Raw genomic sequence first — 19,956 nt, forward strand, 5'->3', positions numbered from 1 at the left:
CTTTTCTTGGGGAACGGGTCCCATTGCATTTTTGGTGGCCTGGGGCGGAATCGAACCACCGACACAAGGATTTTCAATCCTCTGCTCTACCGACTGAGCTACCAGGCCAACGAAGTCCGCAACTATACACAATTTTTTGGCGTGACGCCAGTTTGGGAAAAAATAAGGGGCATTCTTCTGGCGCCGCGTTTGCGGCCAAGTGTTGGGTGAATGGCACGGTAGGGTGCGACGCAGGGTCGCGGCGGGGGTCAGGATTGGCCTGGGGATAACCCGCAGGGGTATAATCGTTAGCGGTCTACCGTTACGGTCAGGGGAGTTGTACGCAAGTTGTACGCAGTATCGCCCCGGGCGTGACGCCTTGTTCTTAGTGGCAGTTCTTTACGCTTACACATGTCGGTAGCTGTCCTCGCCTTCGGTCTGAATCACACGTCCGCGCCGGTTTCGGTACGCGAACGGGTGTCCATGCCCGTCGATCTGGTCAAGCCCGCGCTGGAAGGCCTGCGTTCGGCGTTCGGCGGCTCGGTTCGCGAAGCCGCCATCCTGTCCACCTGTAACCGCACCGAGATCTACTGCGCCGCTGACGGCCACGTTGCCGATCAACTACCCGCCTGGCTGGCTGAACACAACCGCCTGGACGCCGGCACGCTGCGCCCGCACCTGTACCGCCACCATCAAGACGACGCCGTCCGCCATGCCTTCCGCGTGGCCAGCGGCCTGGATTCCATGGTGCTGGGCGAAACCCAGATCGTGGGTCAGATGAAGGACGCCGTGCGCGCCGCCGGTGAAGCCGGATCGCTGGGCACCTTGCTGCACCAGATGTTCCAGCGCACCTTCTCGGTCGCCAAGGAAGTCCGCTCGCAAACCGCCATCGGCGCCCAATCGGTGTCCATGGCCGCCGCCGCCGTCCGTCTGGCCGAGCGTGTGTTTGGCAATCTGGATCAGGCCCGCACGCTGTTCATCGGCGCGGGCGAAATGATTGAATTGTGCGCCACGCACTTCGCGGCGCAACGCCCGCGCAGCATGGTCGTGGCCAACCGCACGGCCGAACGCGCTGAAATCCTGGCCAATCGTTTCTCGGCCAGCACCATGAAATTGTCGGACCTGACGGAGCGCCTGTCGGAATTCGACGTCATTGTTTCCTGTACGGCAAGCTCCCTGCCCATCCTCGGCTTGGGGATGGTGGAAAGGGCCACCCGGCTGCGCCGCCACCGCCCGATGGTCATGATTGATCTGGCCGTGCCGCGCGACATCGAACCCGAAGTTGGCCGCCTGGACGACGTGTATCTGTATTCGGTGGACGATCTGGGCCGCCTGGTACAGACCGGCACCGATGCCCGCCGCGCGGCGGTCGTGCAGGCCGAAGCCATTATCGAAACGCGCGTCCAGGGCTTCATGCACTGGATGCAATCCCGCGAAGTCGTGCCCGTCATCCGCGACCTGCATCAGGCCGCCGAAGACGTCAGCGCCGCTGAACTGGAACGTGCGCGCCGCCTGCTGGCGCGTGGCGAATCCCCCGAAGCCGTGCTTGAGCAACTGGCGCACGGCCTGACGCAAAAATACCTGCACGGCCCGCTGGCGGCGTTGAACCGCAGCGAAGGCGACGAGCGCAAGCAACTGCTTGCCTGGATGCCGCGCCTGTTCCCCGGCCGCGACTCCCGCCGTTAGCGAATCTGTCCCACGTCCCGCCTCCTGGCGGGCGTTCGTCTTGTGGGCGCCCGCTATTCCTGTTTTTTCTTTGGTCATTCCCCCATGAAATCTTCCATGCGCAGTCGGCTGGAGCATCTGTGTCACCGCCTGACGGAGGTGGACGCCTTGCTTTCGCAACCGGAAACCGCGTCCGATATGGACCGCTTCCGCAAGCTCTCGCGCGAACGCGCCGAGCTGGAGCCCGTGGTCGAAGCCTTCACCGCGTTTGCCCGCACCGAAGACGACCTGGCGGCAGCCCAGGAAATGCTGTCCGATCCCGACCTGAAGGCGATGGCGGAAGACGAGATCAAATCGGGCCGCGGCAAACTGGAAGGGCTGGAAAGCGCGTTGCAGTTGCTGCTGCTGCCGCGCGACCCCAATGACGGCCGCAGCGTGTTCCTGGAAATCCGCGCGGGCACGGGCGGCGATGAAAGCGCGCTGTTTTCCGGCGACCTGCTGCGCATGTACTCGCGCTACGCGGAAACGCGCGGCTGGCGGGTGGAACTGATGTCGGAAAGCGCATCGGAGCTGGGCGGCTACAAGGAAGTGATCGCGCGCATTGATGGCGATGGCGCCTATGGCCGCCTGAAATTCGAGTCGGGCGCGCACCGCGTGCAGCGTGTGCCGGCCACGGAGGCGCAGGGCCGCATCCATACGTCGGCTTGCACCGTGGCCATCATGGCGGAAGCCGACGAGATGTCGGAAATCGTCATCAATGCGAACGACCTGCGCATCGACACCTTCCGCGCCAGCGGCGCGGGCGGGCAGCACATCAACAAGACCGATTCGGCCGTGCGCATCACCCACTTGCCGACCGGCCTGGTGGTGGAATGCCAGGACGACCGTTCGCAGCATCGCAACAAAGACAAGGCCATGCAGGTGTTGGCGGCGCGGCTCAAAGACAAGGAAACCCGCGAACGGCAAAGCAAGGAAGCGGCCGAGCGCAAGAGCCTGATCGGCTCGGGCGACCGATCCGAACGCATCCGCACCTATAACTTCCCGCAGGGCCGGGTCACGGATCACCGCATCAACCTGACGCTGTACAAGTTGCAGCAGATCATGGAAGGTGATCTGGAAGAGTTGACCGGCGCGCTGATCGCCGAGCACCAGGCCGAGCAGCTGGCGGCCCTGGGCGACGACATCTAAGGCAAGCCATGACGACGCTCCAGCTGAAAAGCCTGCTGACCGACACCCGGGTGCCACGCCTGGAAGTGCGCATGTTGCTGGAACACGTGCTGGGCAAGCCGCGCGCGTGGCTGCTGGCGCACGATACCGATCCGCTGGAGCCCCAGGTGGCGGCCGCCTACGAAGCCTTGCTTGCGCGGCGCCTGGCAGGCGAACCCATGGCCTATCTGCTGGGCCATCGCGAGTTCATGGGCCACCGGTTCCGCGTGACGCCAGACGTGCTGATTCCGCGGCCGGACACCGAAGTGCTGGTGGAGACCGCGCTGGAATGCGTGGCCGGCGTGGCGGGGCCTGCCGTGCTGGATCTGGGCACGGGCAGTGGCGCCATTGCGATTTCCATCGCGCTTGCCCGCCGCGACGCGCGGGTCATGGCGTCCGATGTCAGCGCAGCCGCGCTGGCCGTGGCCGCGGGCAACGCCTGGGAACTGACGGCCTCGGTGCGTTTTGTGGAAGGCAGTTGGTACGAGGCCGTGCCCGCGGGTGAAGGCTTTGACCTGATCGTGTCCAATCCGCCTTATGTGGCCAGTGACGATCCGCATCTGGGGCAGGGCGACGTGCGGTTTGAGCCGCGCGGCGCGCTGACCGACGGCGCGGGCGGCCTGGAAGACCTGGGCCGCATCGTGGCGGGGGCCGGCCGGCACCTGAAACCGGGGGGCTCCTTGTGGATGGAGCATGGCTGGGACCAGGCGCAGGCCGTGCGCGACCTATTGGCTGCCGCCGGGTTCGATGCCGTCCATAGCCGCCAGGATCTGGCGGGGATCGAGCGCATCTCCGGCGGACGTTGGAACGGCGCCGGCCGGTGATCCGGTCCGGTTGTTACAGATTGCGCAGCTGAATTTCCGGCATAGGCCGGCGCCGTATCCGGGTAATCGGGGCGGTTTTTCCGGCTGTACCTATAATTGGCGTATTCCGTTATGCCTGTCCAAGAGACCACCATGAGCGACGTTCAAGAATTCATCCGCGAAACCGTGACCCAGCACCCCGTCGTGCTGTTCATGAAGGGCACCGCCCAATTCCCGCAATGCGGCTTTTCCGGCAAGGCCATTCAGATCCTGAAAGGCTGTGGCGTGAAGAAGCTGGTTACCGTCAATGTGCTGGAAGACGACGAAGTCCGTCAGGGCATCAAGGAATTCTCCAGCTGGCCCACCATTCCGCAGCTGTACGTGGCGGGTGAGTTCATCGGCGGCTCGGACATCATGAATGAGATGAACGAATCCGGTGAACTGAAAACGCTGCTGGAGCAATCCGGCGCCACGGCGTAAAGCCGCCGATGCGGCGGCTGGTCATCGGCATCACGGGCGCCACCGGCGCGCTGTACGCGGTGCGCATGCTGCAAGCCTTGCGTGGCGTGGAGGATGTCGAGACGCACTTGGTGGTGTCTGCGTCCGGCGTGCTGAACATCAAGCACGAACTGGATGTCGGCCGCCACGACATCTACGCGCTGGCCGATCATGTGCATTCAGTGCGCGACGTGGGCGCCACGCTGGCCAGCGGCGCCTTCCAGACCGCGGGCATGGTGATCGTGCCGTGCTCGATGCGCACGCTGGCGGCGGTGGCCCATGGCCTGTCGGATAACCTCATCACCCGTGCCGCTGACGTGACCTTGAAGGAACGCCGGCGCCTGGTGCTGATGGTGCGTGAAACGCCCTTCAACCTGGCGCACCTGCGCAACATGACGGCCGTGACGGAAATGGGCGGCATCGTGTTTCCGCCGTTGCCGGCCTTCTACCACCGGCCGGCCTCCATCGAAGAGATGGTGGACCACACGGTGGCGCGCGTGCTGGAACTGTTCGACATCGTCGTGCCGGGCCCGCACTGGGAAGGCATGAAGTAGTACAGGTCTTGCCCGCTTGGAAAAACAGCCCCGCGTGCGGGGCTGTCTGCTTTCTACCGTCAGCGTTACTGCACCAGGCCCAAGCCGTTCAGCGCGGCCAGGTTCTCGGGCCATTGGCGCGCGCGGGCGTTTTGCAGTTCGATGCGCGCCCAGGCCATCCAGCCCGCCCATTCGATGCGCTTGTCCCAAGCCGTGCCCCAGGCCTGCAACGCGGCCAGTCCAGCCGCTGCGTGCGCTTCGGCGGCATCGAAATCCCCAGCGGTCAGGGCCAATTGCGCCAGCAGCAAACGGGGTTCGCCCACCCACGGATTGTGCGCGACGGAGGCTTCCAGCAGATGGCGGGCGCTGTCCATTTCCGTCAGCGGATGCATGCGCGTGATGACCTGCCAGTACAGCGCGCTGGCGGCCGCTTCGTCGCGCGGGCTGAGCGTGGCGCGGCATTGATCGAACGCGGGCGGAATGGGGATGCCGGTGTCTGCCGGCATCTGCGACAGCGGCGCCAGCAGATGCGACAGCATCGACAGAATGTTTGACGGTGGCTTCAGCGGGCCGGGCCAGAGGGAGGACGCCCAGTTCGTTTTCAGGTCGCGCCGCTGTTGCTGCGGATAGCCCGCGAAGATCTCGTCCTGCCAGCTGTGCCATTGTTCACCGATGTCGGCAGCGGACACCACGATGAAGGCGGCGACCTGACGAGGCGTCAACGTGAAGACCTGGCCGTCGGCGCCTTCCAGGGTCAGCCCGTCGTTGCCCGTGCCCTGGCCTTGCAGCACGGCTTGCACGAACTTCGTGCGCGGCATCGCGCAGAACAGGCTGACCCATTCCTCGGCTTCGGCGCCCAGCACTTCACGCAGGGTGGAACGTTCACGCTCACGGTCGAACAAGGTCAGGTCCACGTATTCATTGCCGTAGACGCTATGGAACAGGCCCAGCAGGCGCACTTCGCGCGGCTGGTTCCACAGCGTCAGTGTGCGGTACACGCCCAGCAAGTGGTGCTTGAACGTGCCGGCCTTGTGCCAGTCTTCCCCGGCGCTGCGCGCGAACAGCAAGTCCAGCAGCGCGGGCAGGTCGGCATCGATGGCGGCGTGGTGGTCAGCGAGCAGGGCGCGCGCATGCGGATGGAGTTCGTTGGGCGTGGACATGGCGATGAGTGCGTGTGATTGAAAGCAGCCGCTATTGTGTCCGCATGGCGCGAGCTTGTCATGGCGTGGGCGCTTATATCGTTTCACGCATATCAATATGAATATTCATCGCTTCCGGTTTTGAAGTGCACTTACTAGAATCGCGGGTCATTCTTTTCACTCTAGAGATTCGTCATGCGCCTTCGTCATTCCCTGGCTGTTCTTGCCGCCGTGCTTGGTTTTGCCAGCACTCAAGCCATGGCGCAGGACGCCGAACTCAAGGTGGGCGTGACCGTCGGCCCGCATGCGCAGATTGGTGAAGTGGTGCAGCAGGTGGCGGCCAAGCAAGGCCTGAAGGTCAAGCTGATTGAATTCAGCGACTTCATCCAGCCGAACGCGGCGCTGGACGCCAAGGAGCTGGATCTGAACATCTACCAGCACAAACCTTTCCTGGAATCGCAGAACAAGGCGCGCGGCTACAAGCTGGTGCCGGTGGCAACCGCCGTGGTGCAGCAGATGGGCATTTATTCCAAGCGCCTGAAGTCGCTGGACGATTTGCCGCAGGGCGGCAAGGTGGCGATTCCGAATGACCCGACCAACGGCGCCCGCGCGCTGCTGGTGTTGCAGGCCGCCAAGCTGATCAAGTTGAAGGATGGCGTGACGGTGACGGCGTCGTTGTTTGATGTGGTCGAGAATCCGAAGAATCTGAAGTTCATCGAAATCGAAGCGGCGCAATTGCCGCATTCGCTGGCGGACGTGGACGCGGCGGCCGTGAATTCCGCCTATGCCATTCCTGCCGGCCTGTCGCCCGCCAAGGACGCGCTGGCGCTGGAAAGCAAAGATGCGCCGTTTGCCGCGGTGGTGATCGCCGCGCGCGAGGACAACAAGAACGATCCGCGCATCGCCCGCTTCATCAAGGCTTACCAGTCGGATGAAGTGAAGGCGTTCGTGGCCAAGCAGTTCCCCGGCGCGTATACGACGTCCTGGTGATAAGCCGCGAATGTTCGGTGATCAGAAAAAGGATATCTACCAAGCGTGACTTCAAGATTTGTTGGCTAGTTTAAAAATACGGGGGGCGGGTGCGCACATACCCCCGGGCTTTCCCGAGCTCTACTTTTGTTGTTTCGCCCGCTACATTCTGTATCTACGTCAGCATCACCGGGCATTCAATTCGTTTACCGAAAAGGATGCCGGTGTCAGAACTTATTCGTCGCTTTCTGTTGAACCCAAAGTCCCGTCTGTATGCGCAGCTTGACAGCGTGGTGTGCCGTCTTCTTTACGGGGCTACCTGTACTCCTATTGTCTCAACTCGAGAAAGAAAATGGGAAAGAAAGCTATTTCTGTCGCAGTCGCCCTCAGTGTTGCGCTCTCGGCTTGTGGTACCAAGCCCGCCACTCAACCGGCCGCCGTTAACCAGATATACACATCCAAGGCGGTGTTCCAGGAAACGTGTATACAGACTTTGCCAGAGACGATGGCGCGATATGGCGACCAGGGGAAAGCAAGCGGGGCGGAGTCTGGCATTCTGCTTTCGTTAGTCGGCGCATTGGTGCCAAGCTTGGTCGACAAATTGACCGGATTTGTGGCTAGCTACGCAGCGGCTCGAGCCAAAGAGTATTCAGCTAGCAATTCCGCTGCGACCTCTGTCGTGCTGCCCGAGCATTCTTCCCGCCTCGTAGGATGCGTCATATACAGCGCAGGCCTATATGGCGACCAGCTATCTCGACAAACGGAAACATGGCCCGCCGCAAGCCTGGACCAGCTTGGTTTGGCGGAGCCGCCACATGTCTACGCGGAATGGGTCCTGCATTATGTAGACCAAGATAAGCGCTACTTAGCAATCACCCCTACCTATTTGGATTTCAGCAAACCTCAGTCCATTCGCACTAGCTCTGCGGCAACCAAGACGTTGTCGTTCGTGATAGAGCTGAGTGCTCCCTCGAATGGGGCTAAGGGCTCGGCAGATGTTTTCGCTGCCATTCCGCAGGCCGGCTCTGGTAAGGCTGACGCTTCAAGTGAAGCAGGCTCTGATCCGGCCGGAAAAAAGACCCTCGCCTCTTTTCCGCTGAGCTATGGCGACGTTGTCGTGGGTTCAACATTCAGGTCGCGAGCGCTGATCGGCATGACCACGCCGGCGCAGTTTTTCGACAAAGGCTCTCGCACTTTCAATTTACGTGTCGCTGCTGTCGAGGTTGAAGGTGGTGGAGATTTTCTGTTGAAATTCTCAGAATTCATCACGGAAAACAAATCAAAGATAGATCCGAAAGTAAGCGCTGCTATTCAAAAACTTCTGGGAACTTCCACAGACTGAGAGCGCAATCATGGACAGGCTGTCAATGCGCGCCATTGTTGTGGCCACGGCCCTCGTCACAGCAAGTGCGGCCTACGCCGAAGATTCGGGAAATGTCGTTGAACCTTTATTGTGGGAAAGTGTTGCTGCTAGCCGCGCCGGCATTCAGACGGAGGTCGTCTCGCTCTATGAGACCCTGTACCAACTTCACAAAAGTGGCGTGTCTATAGGAACGCGCACGACGCTCTTGCGTTCCGAGGACAGCAGGGAGATCCGGCAAGTAATGGTGGACGAGGGCCTGTATCAGGGTGACGGCGAGAATTTCCCCCGGGCTCTCGACTTTCTTGTCTGTGAACTCAACCCGACCCGATGCCATATACGAACCAGCCGCAACACTGAGCCTTCGGCCCAGTGGTCGGCATTGCGAGAGGCTGAGATCCTGATACCGGATGTGCGACTGCAGTCGATCGAGTCGGTGCGAGCCTACTCCAAAAAGAAAGGCGACCGAATCGAGAATATTGTCGTCAGGGATCGAGCGGGTTGCGCCGAAATGGATGCAGCCTGCCGAGCTCGACTGCAAAGGCTGAATCGAGATAGTGCAGGCATGAAGCTGAGTGACGATTATCAAGGCGTAATTATGGTGCCCTCGCAACGCCTGCGAACGGAATTGCCGCTGTCTCCGGAGGCCGCAAAAGATTTGACTGAAGGCACGATCACAACGGGATTCAACGTCAAGCCTGATGTGGCGGATCAATTCTTGAAAAATGTGGTGCCTCCGCCTATTGGGGCGAAACAGCATTCGGACGAGGACGTTGCCCTGGACGAAAAAGGGTCTAGCTTGGATCGGAAATCTCTTGCCGCCTTGATTCAGTACATGCCAGTGTCGGCTAAAAGTCCTAGCCATTCGTTGACGCTCGGATTGATAGATTCAATGCCGGATTTAACGCACTGCGAATTTGAACTGAAGAAAATGATCCAGGCGGAACGCCTGTCGCGGTTGTCCGCCAGCAGATCGGGAATCACCCTGGAAAGCATCGGTGAGATCGTTGGGAAAAGTGCGGTGGATGCCCCCTGCGGCGAGTTGAGTCCGATGGCTTTGAGTCGCGCCGAACACGGAACACATCTGCTGGGTTTGTGGATTGCCAAAAACTCGGCGAATGGTGGGCCTGGACTATTGCCCCAGCAAAAACTCGAGTTGACATTGGCGGATCTGGATCTGAACAAGCTAGGGCACAGTGCCAGCTATTACAGCGATGTTGGCGCGTTGATGGCAAGGATGAGCGAGCAGGCCGAGATCATCAATCTTAGTTGGGGCGTGATGTCTCAAGCGACATGGGGCAGCACACCGACAGTGAAGGGCAGTCAACCGCGCAACGATCCGATTGCTCAGGCGATTTCTAGTCATACTGAGTTGGGAGCTTCAAGCAATGTGCTTTTCGTCATTGCCGCAGGTAACAGCAAGCTGGATTTGGGTGCTCAGGCTTGTGATATCACTCCTGTTTGTCCGGCGAAACGCAGGAACGTGCTTTCGGTTACGGCATTGACGAATGATGTGAGCAACCCTGATGTTGCCCCCGGTGCGAATTATGGTGCGCCTGTCGACATCGGTGTTCCGGCGATCAGTGTGCTAAGTTCTCGCCAGAAAAATCAGGTGGTGGCGGCGTCCGGTTCGTCCCAGGCGGCGGCGGTGGCTTCTGCGGCTGCCGCCATGCTCATTCACGGTACGTCGTTGCCTCCCGAACAAGCAAGGAATCGCCTCATCTACACGTCTGATCTCAGTCCAGCATTGCAGAAAAATGGTGGAAAACTATTTGGCGGCCGGTTGAATTTCCATCGGGCCTATGCACTGAATGCGCCGTGGGTCACATTGGCAGGCCAGGAAAAACTCGCCAAATCGGTCCGGTTTGGTGCGATGGATAAGCCGACTCCGACATTATTTATCAAGACGGCAGACAGTCTGGCCAGTGATCCCCCAGTGGCCATCTTGCTGGATTCGGTAAGACGGTTGCACCGTAACGACGGTAGTGACCTGGACCGCGAACATACAGTCTTCTATATGTCCAACCGCACCTTGCAGCGCGTCGACGGAACCTTGATTCACGAATCGAAGAGACTGCCGGTTTATGTCTGGCTGGAGGGCGCAGGGGACTTGCCTGTCTCGTTGAATGATCTGCAGGACTTCACAGCCGCTCAGCCAAAATCTCCGGACTGATGTCATGGGAAGATTTGCCTGGCTCATTTTTCTTGCCTGCCTCTCAGCGGCATGTCGCGCGGAGGAGGGCCAAAACATATCGCCTCTGAGGGTGGGTGTGACTGAAACCGCGTTGCTATTTGACTCGCGCACGGAAGCCGCGATGGGCAATGCGCCTGGGGTCATTTGGCAGACGTCGCTCTATAGCATGGGAGCGACTAACTTTCTTGTGGCGATTAAGAATTTGAGTGCGTCTACCGGGGAATTTCGTCTGCTCGTATGGAACGAGTCCGGGCCCAGGCCGGGGGCGGTTCCGGAGTATGTGATTGATGGAAATGCCATGGCAGCGCAAGAGGAGTTCTGGATTCCGCTGATGCGTAGCAGCGGGGCCGTGTTGCAGCTGGAAAGTTTGAGCAGTGTGCGGCCGGAGCTGCAATTTACCTACACCTATACCGCCGTCAAACCGGTGGGAGAAACCTACAGCTTTCGGGATCCACCGCGGTTTGTGAACATAGAGACGGTGAAGAGCGAGGCGCTGTCACAGGCTTCGCGTTCAGTCGCTTTGCTCTATTGGGTGGAAAATGGCAGCTTGCGTGTTTGCAGTGGTTTCATGATAGGGCAGCGGCATTTGCTTTCCAACTACCATTGCGTAGCGACTATGAGTCAATGCAAATCCACTCGGATAATTTTTGGGTACCGTGCGGAAATTGCTGATGCGTCGAATCCTACCCGTTGGTTTCCTTGCAAGTCGGTTGTAAAAAATGACGTGCTCAAGGAGCGGGATTTAGCCGTATTGGAACTACAGATTCCCGCCAATGACAATCCTCCGCCTGGACTGGAGTTCGCTTCTGAGAGGCTGGCGCCAAACCAGCCGCTTGTGATCATTCAGCATCCATTAGGAGGCCCTCAACAAGCGGTTCTGAACGGATGCTCGAATATGAGAGCCCCCGCCAAATCCCCCTTAAACGCGAGTCTGCATGACATGGCTCATCAGTGCGATACCGCTGATGGCAGCTCAGGTTCACCTGTGCTGGATACTGCCGGTAAGGTGCGGGCGATACATCATTGGGGTTACGTCAGTGACGATGCTGAATTCAAGGATCTGAATCGAGCGATACTTGCTGATGCGGCGGTCCGGCAAGCCATCCGGGCACTACTGCCTTGACGGTCTGATCGTTGGCCTGAAGATGTCCTAGGACGCACTCAAAAAAACGGCTCCGGAGAGCCGCTTTCGTCAGGCGGCTGCCGGCGTCGGCGCCCGGTACGTCTTCTGGTAGTGCACGGTAAAGGTCTTGAAGGCGTCCAGTGCCTTGTGCGGATCGTGGCCGGGCTTGACGAGAAAACTGTTGAAACCGACGCGCGCCTGATAGTGGATGGTGTCGATCATCACGTCGCCAACCGCGCGCAGTTCGCCCGTCCACTGATAGCGCGTGCGCAGCAACTGCGCCAGCGAATAGCCGCGTCCGTCGGTGTAGACCGGGAAGTCCACCGCGATGAAGGCGATGCCGGCGGGGTCCAGCGTGCCGTCGGCCTCGGCCAGCTCACGCAAGTCGGCATCGGGCTCCAGCAATACGGCAACGGGATGCTGGTGGCGGCGCAAGGTCGCGCGTGACGTCTTCCAGACGGATAGCGGCACAATCCAGCCGGGTTCGTCGCTGGGCACTTGGCCTTCGGCGGCGACTTCGGGCTCGGGCACGAAAGCGCGGGCCGTGTCGGCTTGCAGGCGGCCGTCGCGGATCAGGTGCGGGCCGGGGGCGTCGTGGGCGTACAGGTCAGACATGGGCGGGCTCGGCGCTTTGTGCGGGTTTGGCGAAGGCGGGGTCGGCGTAGACGTCTTGCTTGAACGGGTCGATGCCGACGCGGTCCACCACGTCGATGAAGCGTTCGATTTCGCTGTCGCGCAAGCCCAGGTAGGTGCGGATCAGACGGTCGACCACGCCGGGGACTTGGTCACGGGCGAACGACGGGCCGATGATGCGGCCGACGGCAGCGCCGCCGCCACGGGTGGATTCCAGATCGGGCAAGGGCTTGGCGCCGCCGTTCTGGCGGCCGCCCAGCGTGACCTGATACCACTCTTCACCTGCTTTATCGACGCCCAGGATGCCGATGTGGCCCACGTGGTGATGGCCACAGGAGTTGATGCAGCCCGAGATGTTCAAGTCCAGTTCGCCGATTTCAAACAGGTAGTCCAGGTCGTCGAATTGGCGTTGGATGGCTTCGGCCACGGGGATGGAGACGGCGTTGGCCAGTGCGCAGAAGTCTCCGCCCGGACAGGCGATGATGTTGGTCAAGAGGCCGACGTTGGGCGTGGCCAGGTTCAGGGCCTCCAGCTTCTGCCAGAGTTCATGCAGTTGCGCGCGGCGCACGTCGGCCAGGATCAGGTTCTGCTCGTGCGAGACGCGCAGTTCGCCAAAGCCATAGGCGTCGGCCAGGTCGGCCACGGCATCCATCTGGTCGGCGGTGATGTCGCCCGGCGGCACGCCGGTGGGTTTCAGCGACACGGTGACCGCGGCGTACCCAGCCACCTTGTGTGCGTGCACATTGGTGCGCAGCCAGCGCGCAAAACGCTTGTCGCCAGCGGCCAGCGCGGCGGTATCGTCAGCATCGGCGGCGGCCGTGGCGTCATATTTCGGCCAGACGAAGCGGGCCTTGATGCCGTCGACGAATTCCTGGGTGATGGTGTCGGGGCCGCCCTTGATGAGCTGCCATTGTTCATCGACTTGCTGCGCATAGACCTCGGGCGTCAGATCCTTGACCAGGATCTTGATGCGCGCCTTGTACTTGTTGTCGCGGCGGCCGTGCAGGTTGTAGACCCGCAGCGCGGCCTGCATGTAGGTCAGCAGGTCTTGCCATTCGACGAAGGGATTGATCAGCTTGCCGACGATGGGCGTGCGGCCCATGCCGCCGCCCACCCAGACGCGGAATCCCAGCTTGCCGTCGCGCTCGACGGCTTGCAGGCCGATGTCATGCACGCCGACCGCGGCGCGATCTTGCACGGCGCCGCTGACGGCGATCTTGAACTTGCGCGGCAGGAAGGCGAATTCCGGATGCAGCGTGGACCATTGGCGGATGATCTCGCACCAGACCAGCGGGTCCACCAGTTCGTCTGGCGCGACGCCCGCGAAGTGGTCGGTGGTGGTGTTGCGGATGCAGTTGCCGCTGGTCTGGATGGCATGCATCTGGACGGTGGCCAATTCAGCCAGGATGTCCGGCACGTCTTCCAGCTTCGGCCAATTGAATTGAATGTTCTGGCGGGTGCTGAAGTGGCCGTAGCCACGATCCCATTTGCGCGCGATGTGCGCCAGGGTGCGCAATTGGCGCGATGCCAGCATGCCGTACGGAATGGCCACGCGCAGCATGGGCGCATGGCGCTGGATGTACAGGCCGTTCTGCAAGCGCAGAACGCGGAATTCATCTTCGGTGAGCTGGCCATCGAGGAAGCGGCGCGTCTGATCGGCAAACTGCGCCACACGTTGCTCGACAAGCTGCTGATCGACGGGGTCATACACGTACATGTCTACTGCCCTTGAAGTCTTCTCGGTCTGAGTCTCTTTGCATCCGGCGCGAGGCGGCGGGAAAAGGGGATTCATAACCGTAACAGGCAGCAGATATCAACGTCTAAGTCATTCTGGTAATAAGAAAATAAGGGGTGCCAAAGCGACAGGAGCTGGGCATGGGGGGGCGATCTGCTGTGCGTGCGTCGGCTTTGTAGGATGGGTGTAGCGCGAGAGCGTCTGCGCAAGAACCCTGCCAGCCAGCGCGCGCAACCCATCAAGCAACGCTGAATTCTCTTCAGCTCCTGCCACGGCACCATCGTTGCTTGATGGGTTGCGCGCGCTGAGCGTGTTCGTTCTTATATAGAGCCTCTCGCGCTACACCCATCCTACAGCGCGGCGTTTACGGCCCAGCGGGCGACGAAGACCAGGATGATGACCAGGCAGGCGGCTAGGAGCAGGCCGGTGGCGATGAGGGGGCCGGGTTTGTTGTGGGCGATGTCGGCGTCGTAGCCGCGACCGCGGCGCACGCCGAAAAAACCCCAGAGCACGGAGCGAACCGTGCGCAGGAAACTAAGCATATGCGCCTCCTGGCGGATGAGGGGATACGGCACTGTAGGCCGGCCCGTCTTCGCCAAACAGAGGCAGATTCGCGTCAACCGACCGTATCAGATGGCGCCGCCGGGGCGCCGATGCCGCGCACGATGTGGTCCAGCAGTTCACGCGCGGCCGGTGAAATGTGGCGGCCGGCGCGGCTCAGCACATGCAGGCTGCCCTGGTTCAGGATGGGGTTGGCCAGCGGCAGGCTGGCCAGCCGCTGTGCCCGCATGTCGGCGGTGACGGCGATGGGGGGCGTCAGTGCATAGCCGATGCCGGCGGCGGCGAATTGCCACAGCGCCTTGAAAGACGACGTCGTCAGCACGTTGCGCAGCCGCACCTGTTCACTGATTTCGGCCGCCTGGATGTGTTGGCGCACGCCAAAGCCTTCCTGCATCGACGCGCCGGGATAATCCGCCAGGTCGGTCAGCAGCAGCGGGCGGTGCAGCCGGGTCAGCGGATGATCCTGGCGGACGATGGCGCGGATGGGTTCCGGGCGCGAATAGTGCGTGCGCAGGCGGGCGTCGTTGGGGGGCTGGAACACCAATCCGATATAGGCGCGGTCATCCACGATGCGCTGCACGATCTCGGACGTGCGGGCCACGTCGATGTCGAGTGTGACCTCGGGGTGGCTGTGCCAATAGCCGGGCAGGACGCGGTCGAACATCAGTTCGACAAAGCCTTCGCCCAGCACCAGATCAATATGGCCGCGTTCAGCCTTGCGCAGGCTGTCAATCTCGGAAAAAAAGCTCTCTTGGATGTTCTGCTGGCGTTTGACGTAGCGGGCCAGCATGTGGCCGGCGTCGGTGGGCACCACGCCGCGCCCGCGGCGCTCGAACAGGGCCATGCCGCAGTCGCGTTCCAGCGCGGCGATGGCGCGGCTGACGGCGGACGGGTCCATGTCCAGCACTTCGGCGGCGCCGCGCACCGACCCCCGGCTCATGACCTGCATGAAATAGTGGGTGCGGCGGGCGTCGAGTTTTTCATCCATGGCGAGGCTCTTCAAGGCGGAGTGCGGCGGGAGATCCACAGCGCCTTCCTAGGGATTACCCGTAAAATACCGGATACCTTGCAAAATTTTCCCAGGAAAAGGCTGTGTGTTGCATTTTACGCAACGCTAATGCGCAAGTGGTGTCATGGTTGCCCGCAAGGCCCCCGGGCGAAAATCGCGCCTGCTGCCCGCGCCGCTGCGTCCATACGCCGCCGCGCCGCTACGAAAACTTATTCACGTTCATCAGGGGAATCCGATGTCTCACGCCAGCGTCAGTCTGGCCGCGCCTTCCATGCCGCTATCCGCCCGCATTCGCATGCTTGCCGCCATTTTGTTGGTGGTTGTCATTTCCGAAGCGATCGGCAGCGTCACTTTCGCGGTGGGTCCGGGCAAGATCGTTCTGCAACCGATGCTTTGGGCGATCTTCATTGGCGCCATCGTGGCGGCGTTTGGCCAACGGCTGCCGGCAGGCTCCGGTATCGACAAGGCCATGCAGACCCGCATCAGCGGCTATCTGCAATACGCACTGCTGCCGTTCCTGGCGAAGCTGGGTCTGATGGTTGGTGGTTCGCTGCCGCAAGTGCGCGAAGCCGGCTGGGCGCTCGTGTTCCAGGAATTCGGTCACTTCTTCGGCACGATGGCCATCGGCTTGCCGCTGGCGCTGCTGCTGGGCATCAAGCGCGAGGCCATTGGCGCCACCTTCTCGGTGGGCCGCGAGCCCAGCCTGGCGATCATTGGCGAGCGCTACGGCATGAACTCGCCGGAAGGCCGTGGCGTGATGGCCGAGTACATCACGGGCACCGTGATCGGCGCGCTGTTCGTGGCGCTGATGGCCGGTTTCATCACCAGCCTGAACATCTTTGATCCGCGTTCGCTCGCCATGGGCGCCGGCGTGGGCTCGGGCAGCATGATGGCGGCCGGCGTGGGCGCCATTGCGTCCCAGCAAACGCCCGAGATGGCGCACCAAGTGGCCGCGCTGGCTGCTGCCGCCAACCTGCTGACGACGGTGGTGGGCGTGTACTTCACGCTGTTCATCTCGCTGCCCACGACCATCTTCCTGTACGGCAAGCTGGAACCCGTGCTGGGCCGCTTCTCGCGCGGCAAGGCCTCCGAAGCCGTGGTTGACGAGAGCGTGTCGGAAGACGTGCCGGCGCACAACACCAAGATGGGCTTCGGCGATCGCCTGACTGCCTATCTCATTTGCGGCCTGTTCGCGCTGGTGGGCAACCGCCTGGGCTACAACGTGCCGTTCCTGGATGCGCTGCCTGGCATGGGCATCATCATCCTGCTGGTGGTCCTGACCGACCTGATCCTGCGCGTGCTGCCCAAGCTGCCCGCCGTGGCCGTGCTGTCTTTGATCGCCATGACGGCAGGCTGCCCCGGCGTGCTGCCGTATTCGGACCAGATCATCGCCGCCGTGGGCAAGGTGAACTTCCTGCCCTTCACGACCGTCATCCTGGCCATGGCCGGTCTGTCGATCCTGAAGGATCTTCCCGCCTTCCGCAAGCTGGGCTGGAAGATCGTGGTGGTGTCGCTGGCCGCCAATGCCGGTACGTTCCTGGGCGCCACCATGATCGCGGAATTCTTCCACTGATCTGACGCCGCCTGACCTTTGGTCAATGAAAAAGCCGCCTGGCATCAGGCGGCTTTTTCTTTTGCGAGACCGCGCGCCGCTGTGAGCGGCAACGTGGCCTGACCGTGGCGATCAAGGACGCTCGGGCGTGAAGCCGGGCCGGTAGCGCGCGTTGTCGGTGACGTTTTCGGTGGCGCCGATGTTGGCCACGGCGGGCACGGCGGCACCGGCGGCCTTCATGGCCACGGCGGCCTGCAATTCCTGGACTTGCGGATTGCCCATCGCGACCCGATAGGGTTGCAACGGGGTCAGGCCATCGATCGTGCCCAAGTCGTTGGCGCTACCGGCGCGCGGAGCCTGCGGATCAGGCGGCGCCGTGTAGTCGTCGATGGCCCGGCGCATGCGCATGTCGGCGTATTGGTCGCGCAAGGCGTCCAGATTCGCGGGCGGCGCGGTGGCGATGGGCGGGTGCGGGACGTCATGACCCAGGCCGGCCCGTGCCTGGCCCGGCATGTCTTCGGTACGGGCGGCCTCGCGGGTGCGTGCGAGGCGTTGGGCTTCCCAGGCCGATTGGGCCTGGGCGGTGCGTTGGGCTTGGGCGGCGGCGGCGTTTTGCGTGGCCCGTTCCGTTTCCCAGGTGGGCCGCGTGTCGTCCAGCATGGGAATACGCGCGGGGTAGGGCGCGGCGACGCGGGGGATGGCGGAGATCGCAGAGACGTTCATTGCGGCACTCCCTGTCGTGGTTGGCCAGACGGTTAGTCCGCTTGGCGAGAGGCAAGTTCAATGTAACAGGAATGGCCCGGATGACATACCTTCGGCCTTCCCGGCCCATTCCCCAAGGATGACACGGGGCGGCGAATGATAAAAAAAGCCCCTGACCGAAGTCAGGGGCTGAGCGGTGCTGCCCGAAGGCCGCGCCGTACTACGCAGGCGGGCTGCTGGAACTCCGGCGAGGTGTCCCGGCCGCATCGCCTGCCAAACCGGATCAGGGCTTCGTGGCCTGCATGGAAGGGCGCTGGCTGAAGGCTTCGTACCAGGAGGCGGTGGCCGGATGCGTGGCACGCCAGTTCAGGTCCGGGAAGCGGAAATCCAGATAGCCCAAGGCGCAGCCGATGGCGATGGTGCCGATGTCCACGCGGCCTTCCAGTGCGGCGGCGTTCTTTTCGATCAGGGCCAGTCCGTCGCGGACCTTGCCCAGTTGGCCTTGGACCCAGTCGTCCCAGCGCAGCGCTTCGGGGCGCAGCGCGGTTTCATAACGTGCCAGGAGCGCGGCGCCCATCATGCCGTCGGCCATGGATTGCTGTGTCAGCACCTGCCAGCGTTCCTTGCCGGTGGGGAACAGCGCGCCGCCGCCCAAGTCGTTCAGGTATTCGCAGACCACCCGGCTATCAAACAGAATCTGACCGTCGTCCGTGATGAACGTCGGCACCTGGCCTAGCGGATTGTTCGGGATGATGCTCTGGTCGCGGGCCACGGGGCCGGCGGCGCTGGGCAGCTTTTCGATGCGGTCGGCCTGGCCGAGCTCGTGCGCGATGACCATGCACTTGCGAACAAAGGGCGAAGCAGGCGAGTAGAAGATCTTCATGAGAAACCTTGTCGAAGCAGAGGCGCCAGTGTTGGGCAAGAGATCACGGTTGTCCATCCCCAAAAACACGCATGCGCGGACTGGGCCGCCAGACGTGCAAAGGGCCTGCGCGAACGCAGGCCCCGATGCCGCGGACAAGGCGGCTTGTTGGCCGAAAGTCTTGGCCGGCCCATCAGGGCCTTTGTTTATTCGGTGATGCCGGTTTCCAGGCAGGGATGGAATTCGCCGGTTTCGGGATCGCGCAGGAACAGCAGGCCGGTGGCCACGCCGAAGTAGGTGCCGTGCAGTTCCAGGTCGCCCTTTTCCACGCGCCGGCGGATGGACGGGAACGTCATCAGGTTGTGCAGGCTGTGTTCGACGACGGCCAGTTCCAGACGCTTCAGATTGGCTTGGCGGTCACCGGTGCCCGGGCCCAGGCGTTCGGCCACGGGCTCGATCTGGGACATCCACTTGCCGATGAAGTCGCCCTTGGTCAGGGGCTTGGCATCGTCGAAGAACGACCGGATGCCGCCGCAGGACGCATGGCCCAGCACGACGATGTGCTTGACGTTCAGGCCATTGACCGCGAATTCGATGGCGGCGCTGGTGCCGTGATAGGACGATTCAGAGTCGGGTTCACAGGGCGGCACCAGGTTGGCGACGTTGCGCACCACGAACATTTCACCGGGGCCGGCGTCGAAGATCACTTCGGGCGACACGCGGGAGTCGCAGCAGCCGATGATCAGGATTTCCGGGCTTTGCCCCAGTTCGGCCAGCTTTTGATAGCGGCTGCTTTCCGAATGGAAACGGCCATCCAGGAATGATTGGTAGCCTTCGGTGAGTCTTTTGGGAAACATGATCTTCACTTCCTAGTAACAGGGCCAGGCTTGCTGGCACGCCGACAGACGGAATAAGGGGCTTCGTGTGGAAGCCCCTGTTATCGAGTCGACAAGCGGAATTTTCCCATACTTGCCCCTACATCCCCCTGACTAAACCCTGATATCAGGAGGGTTTTTTGACCTTTTTCCGAATGGGAAAAGGCGGTCAGGGCCGGCAAGCGCGGGCCCCCGTTACTGCGCGCGGACGTCCAATACGGTGACGCGCGTGAATTGCAGCGGCGTTATCGCCTTGACCAGCCGGATCTGTCCTGGGGCCATCGGGCCGATCACATCGTCGTTGACCCGTCCTACTTCCCTGCCTTGCGCGTCATACAGCACGAAGGTCAGGACGGCGCTTGAGATGGGCCGGCCGGATTGATTGGCCAGTGATCCCGTGATGGTCGACATATTGATGTTGGTGTCGCGCACCGCCTGCACATTGCCCAGGGTGACGCCATACGCCAGGCTTTGCGCGCCAGCGGCGCCGGACAGGCCGGTAAGCAGGACGAGAGAAGCAAGGGCGAGTTTCATGGTGGTCTCCTGGACGCTGGCGTT

General features: G+C 61.9%; 19 protein-coding genes and 1 tRNA gene. 10 read left to right on the forward strand and 10 right to left on the reverse strand.

The features are described 5' to 3' along the window. Window positions 1–32: 32 nt before the first annotated feature. Window positions 33–108: transfer RNA gene (locus HV753_RS11740), tRNA-Phe, on the reverse strand. A gap of 282 nt (window positions 109–390) precedes the next feature. On the opposite strand from HV753_RS11740, the gene hemA reads away from it, so the two are divergent. From hemA to HV753_RS11765, 5 genes are all read left to right on the forward strand, one after another. Continuing rightward, entirely contained in the window at window positions 391–1,665 is a 1,275-nt protein-coding gene (gene hemA / locus HV753_RS11745) for a glutamyl-tRNA reductase (RefSeq protein ID WP_175174675.1), read from the forward strand. Window positions 1,666–1,749: 84 nt separating this feature from the next. Continuing rightward, window positions 1,750–2,832: a peptide chain release factor 1 gene (prfA, locus tag HV753_RS11750; RefSeq protein WP_175174676.1), complete on the forward strand. Its 1,083-nt coding sequence runs from the start codon at window positions 1,750–1,752 to the stop codon at window positions 2,830–2,832. An 8-nt stretch (window positions 2,833–2,840) separates the two neighbouring features. Beyond that, the gene (gene prmC / locus HV753_RS11755) at window positions 2,841–3,674 is read left to right on the forward strand and encodes a peptide chain release factor N(5)-glutamine methyltransferase (RefSeq protein WP_175174677.1); all 834 of its coding nucleotides are present in this window, start codon (window positions 2,841–2,843) and stop codon (window positions 3,672–3,674) included. A 132-nt stretch (window positions 3,675–3,806) separates the two neighbouring features. Then, window positions 3,807–4,133, forward strand: a complete 327-nt coding sequence (grxD, locus tag HV753_RS11760) for a Grx4 family monothiol glutaredoxin (RefSeq protein ID WP_006227137.1) — start codon at window positions 3,807–3,809, stop codon at window positions 4,131–4,133. An 8-nt stretch (window positions 4,134–4,141) separates the two neighbouring features. Then, on the forward strand, window positions 4,142–4,705 hold the full coding sequence (locus HV753_RS11765) for a UbiX family flavin prenyltransferase (protein ID WP_175174678.1): 564 nt from the start codon (window positions 4,142–4,144) through the stop codon (window positions 4,703–4,705). Between the two features lie 65 nt (window positions 4,706–4,770). On the opposite strand, the gene HV753_RS11770 is transcribed toward HV753_RS11765, so the two are convergent. Next, window positions 4,771–5,844, reverse strand: coding sequence for a DUF6817 domain-containing protein (locus HV753_RS11770; RefSeq protein ID WP_175174679.1), 1,074 nt, complete (start codon window positions 5,842–5,844; stop codon window positions 4,771–4,773). A gap of 174 nt (window positions 5,845–6,018) precedes the next feature. Between HV753_RS11770 and HV753_RS11775 the strand changes: the two genes are divergently transcribed. The 4 genes from HV753_RS11775 to HV753_RS11790 all read left to right on the forward strand — a co-directional run bounded on the left by HV753_RS11775 (window position 6,019) and on the right by HV753_RS11790 (window position 11,469). Then, window positions 6,019–6,813, forward strand: coding sequence for a MetQ/NlpA family ABC transporter substrate-binding protein (locus HV753_RS11775; RefSeq protein WP_175174680.1), 795 nt, complete (start codon window positions 6,019–6,021; stop codon window positions 6,811–6,813). Between the two features lie 331 nt (window positions 6,814–7,144). After that, window positions 7,145–8,134 (forward strand): hypothetical protein, encoded by a 990-nt coding sequence (locus HV753_RS11780; RefSeq protein WP_175174681.1) that lies wholly within the window; start codon window positions 7,145–7,147, stop codon window positions 8,132–8,134. 25 nt (window positions 8,135–8,159) lie between these two features. Further along, the gene (locus HV753_RS11785; protein WP_175174682.1) at window positions 8,160–10,325 is read left to right on the forward strand and encodes a S8 family serine peptidase; all 2,166 of its coding nucleotides are present in this window, start codon (window positions 8,160–8,162) and stop codon (window positions 10,323–10,325) included. Between the two features lie 97 nt (window positions 10,326–10,422). After that, entirely contained in the window at window positions 10,423–11,469 is a 1,047-nt protein-coding gene (locus HV753_RS11790) for a trypsin-like serine peptidase (RefSeq protein ID WP_175174683.1), read from the forward strand. A 69-nt stretch (window positions 11,470–11,538) separates the two neighbouring features. Here HV753_RS11790 and HV753_RS11795 read toward each other — a convergent pair whose 3' ends face one another. The 4 genes from HV753_RS11795 to HV753_RS11810 all read right to left on the reverse strand — a co-directional run bounded on the left by HV753_RS11795 (window position 11,539) and on the right by HV753_RS11810 (window position 15,386). After that, window positions 11,539–12,084: a DUF934 domain-containing protein gene (locus tag HV753_RS11795; protein WP_175174684.1), complete on the reverse strand. Its 546-nt coding sequence runs from the start codon at window positions 12,082–12,084 to the stop codon at window positions 11,539–11,541. Continuing rightward, entirely contained in the window at window positions 12,077–13,819 is a 1,743-nt protein-coding gene (locus HV753_RS11800; RefSeq protein ID WP_175174685.1) for a nitrite/sulfite reductase, read from the reverse strand. The genes HV753_RS11795 and HV753_RS11800 overlap by 8 nt, the downstream gene beginning before the upstream one ends. Window positions 13,820–14,187: 368 nt before the next feature. Next, complete coding sequence (locus HV753_RS11805) at window positions 14,188–14,379, reverse strand: DUF2970 domain-containing protein (RefSeq protein WP_175174686.1); 192 nt, start codon at window positions 14,377–14,379, stop codon at window positions 14,188–14,190. Window positions 14,380–14,453: 74 nt separating this feature from the next. After that, window positions 14,454–15,386: a LysR family transcriptional regulator gene (locus HV753_RS11810; protein ID WP_175174687.1), complete on the reverse strand. Its 933-nt coding sequence runs from the start codon at window positions 15,384–15,386 to the stop codon at window positions 14,454–14,456. Between the two features lie 256 nt (window positions 15,387–15,642). Here HV753_RS11810 and HV753_RS11815 point away from each other — a divergent pair, with 256 nt between their 5' ends. Continuing rightward, window positions 15,643–16,980: a DUF3100 domain-containing protein gene (locus HV753_RS11815; protein WP_175174688.1), complete on the forward strand. Its 1,338-nt coding sequence runs from the start codon at window positions 15,643–15,645 to the stop codon at window positions 16,978–16,980. Window positions 16,981–17,091: 111 nt separating this feature from the next. On the opposite strand, the gene HV753_RS11820 is transcribed toward HV753_RS11815, so the two are convergent. The 4 genes from HV753_RS11820 to HV753_RS11835 form a co-directional block, all read right to left on the reverse strand. Further along, window positions 17,092–17,682 (reverse strand): hypothetical protein, encoded by a 591-nt coding sequence (locus HV753_RS11820; RefSeq protein ID WP_175174689.1) that lies wholly within the window; start codon window positions 17,680–17,682, stop codon window positions 17,092–17,094. A 262-nt stretch (window positions 17,683–17,944) separates the two neighbouring features. Beyond that, window positions 17,945–18,544 carry a glutathione S-transferase gene (locus tag HV753_RS11825; protein WP_175174690.1) on the reverse strand — a complete coding sequence of 200 codons (600 nt, stop codon included), beginning with the start codon at window positions 18,542–18,544 and terminating at the stop codon, window positions 17,945–17,947. 185 nt (window positions 18,545–18,729) lie between these two features. Further along, window positions 18,730–19,380, reverse strand: a complete 651-nt coding sequence (locus tag HV753_RS11830) for a carbonic anhydrase (RefSeq protein WP_175174691.1) — start codon at window positions 19,378–19,380, stop codon at window positions 18,730–18,732. 213 nt (window positions 19,381–19,593) lie between these two features. Then, window positions 19,594–19,932, reverse strand: a complete 339-nt coding sequence (locus HV753_RS11835) for an FxLYD domain-containing protein (protein ID WP_175174692.1) — start codon at window positions 19,930–19,932, stop codon at window positions 19,594–19,596. Window positions 19,933–19,956 lie beyond the last annotated feature (24 nt).

The organism is Achromobacter pestifer (assembly GCF_902859625.1).
GTDB classification, from domain to species: Bacteria; Pseudomonadota; Gammaproteobacteria; order Burkholderiales; family Burkholderiaceae_B; genus Achromobacter; species Achromobacter pestifer.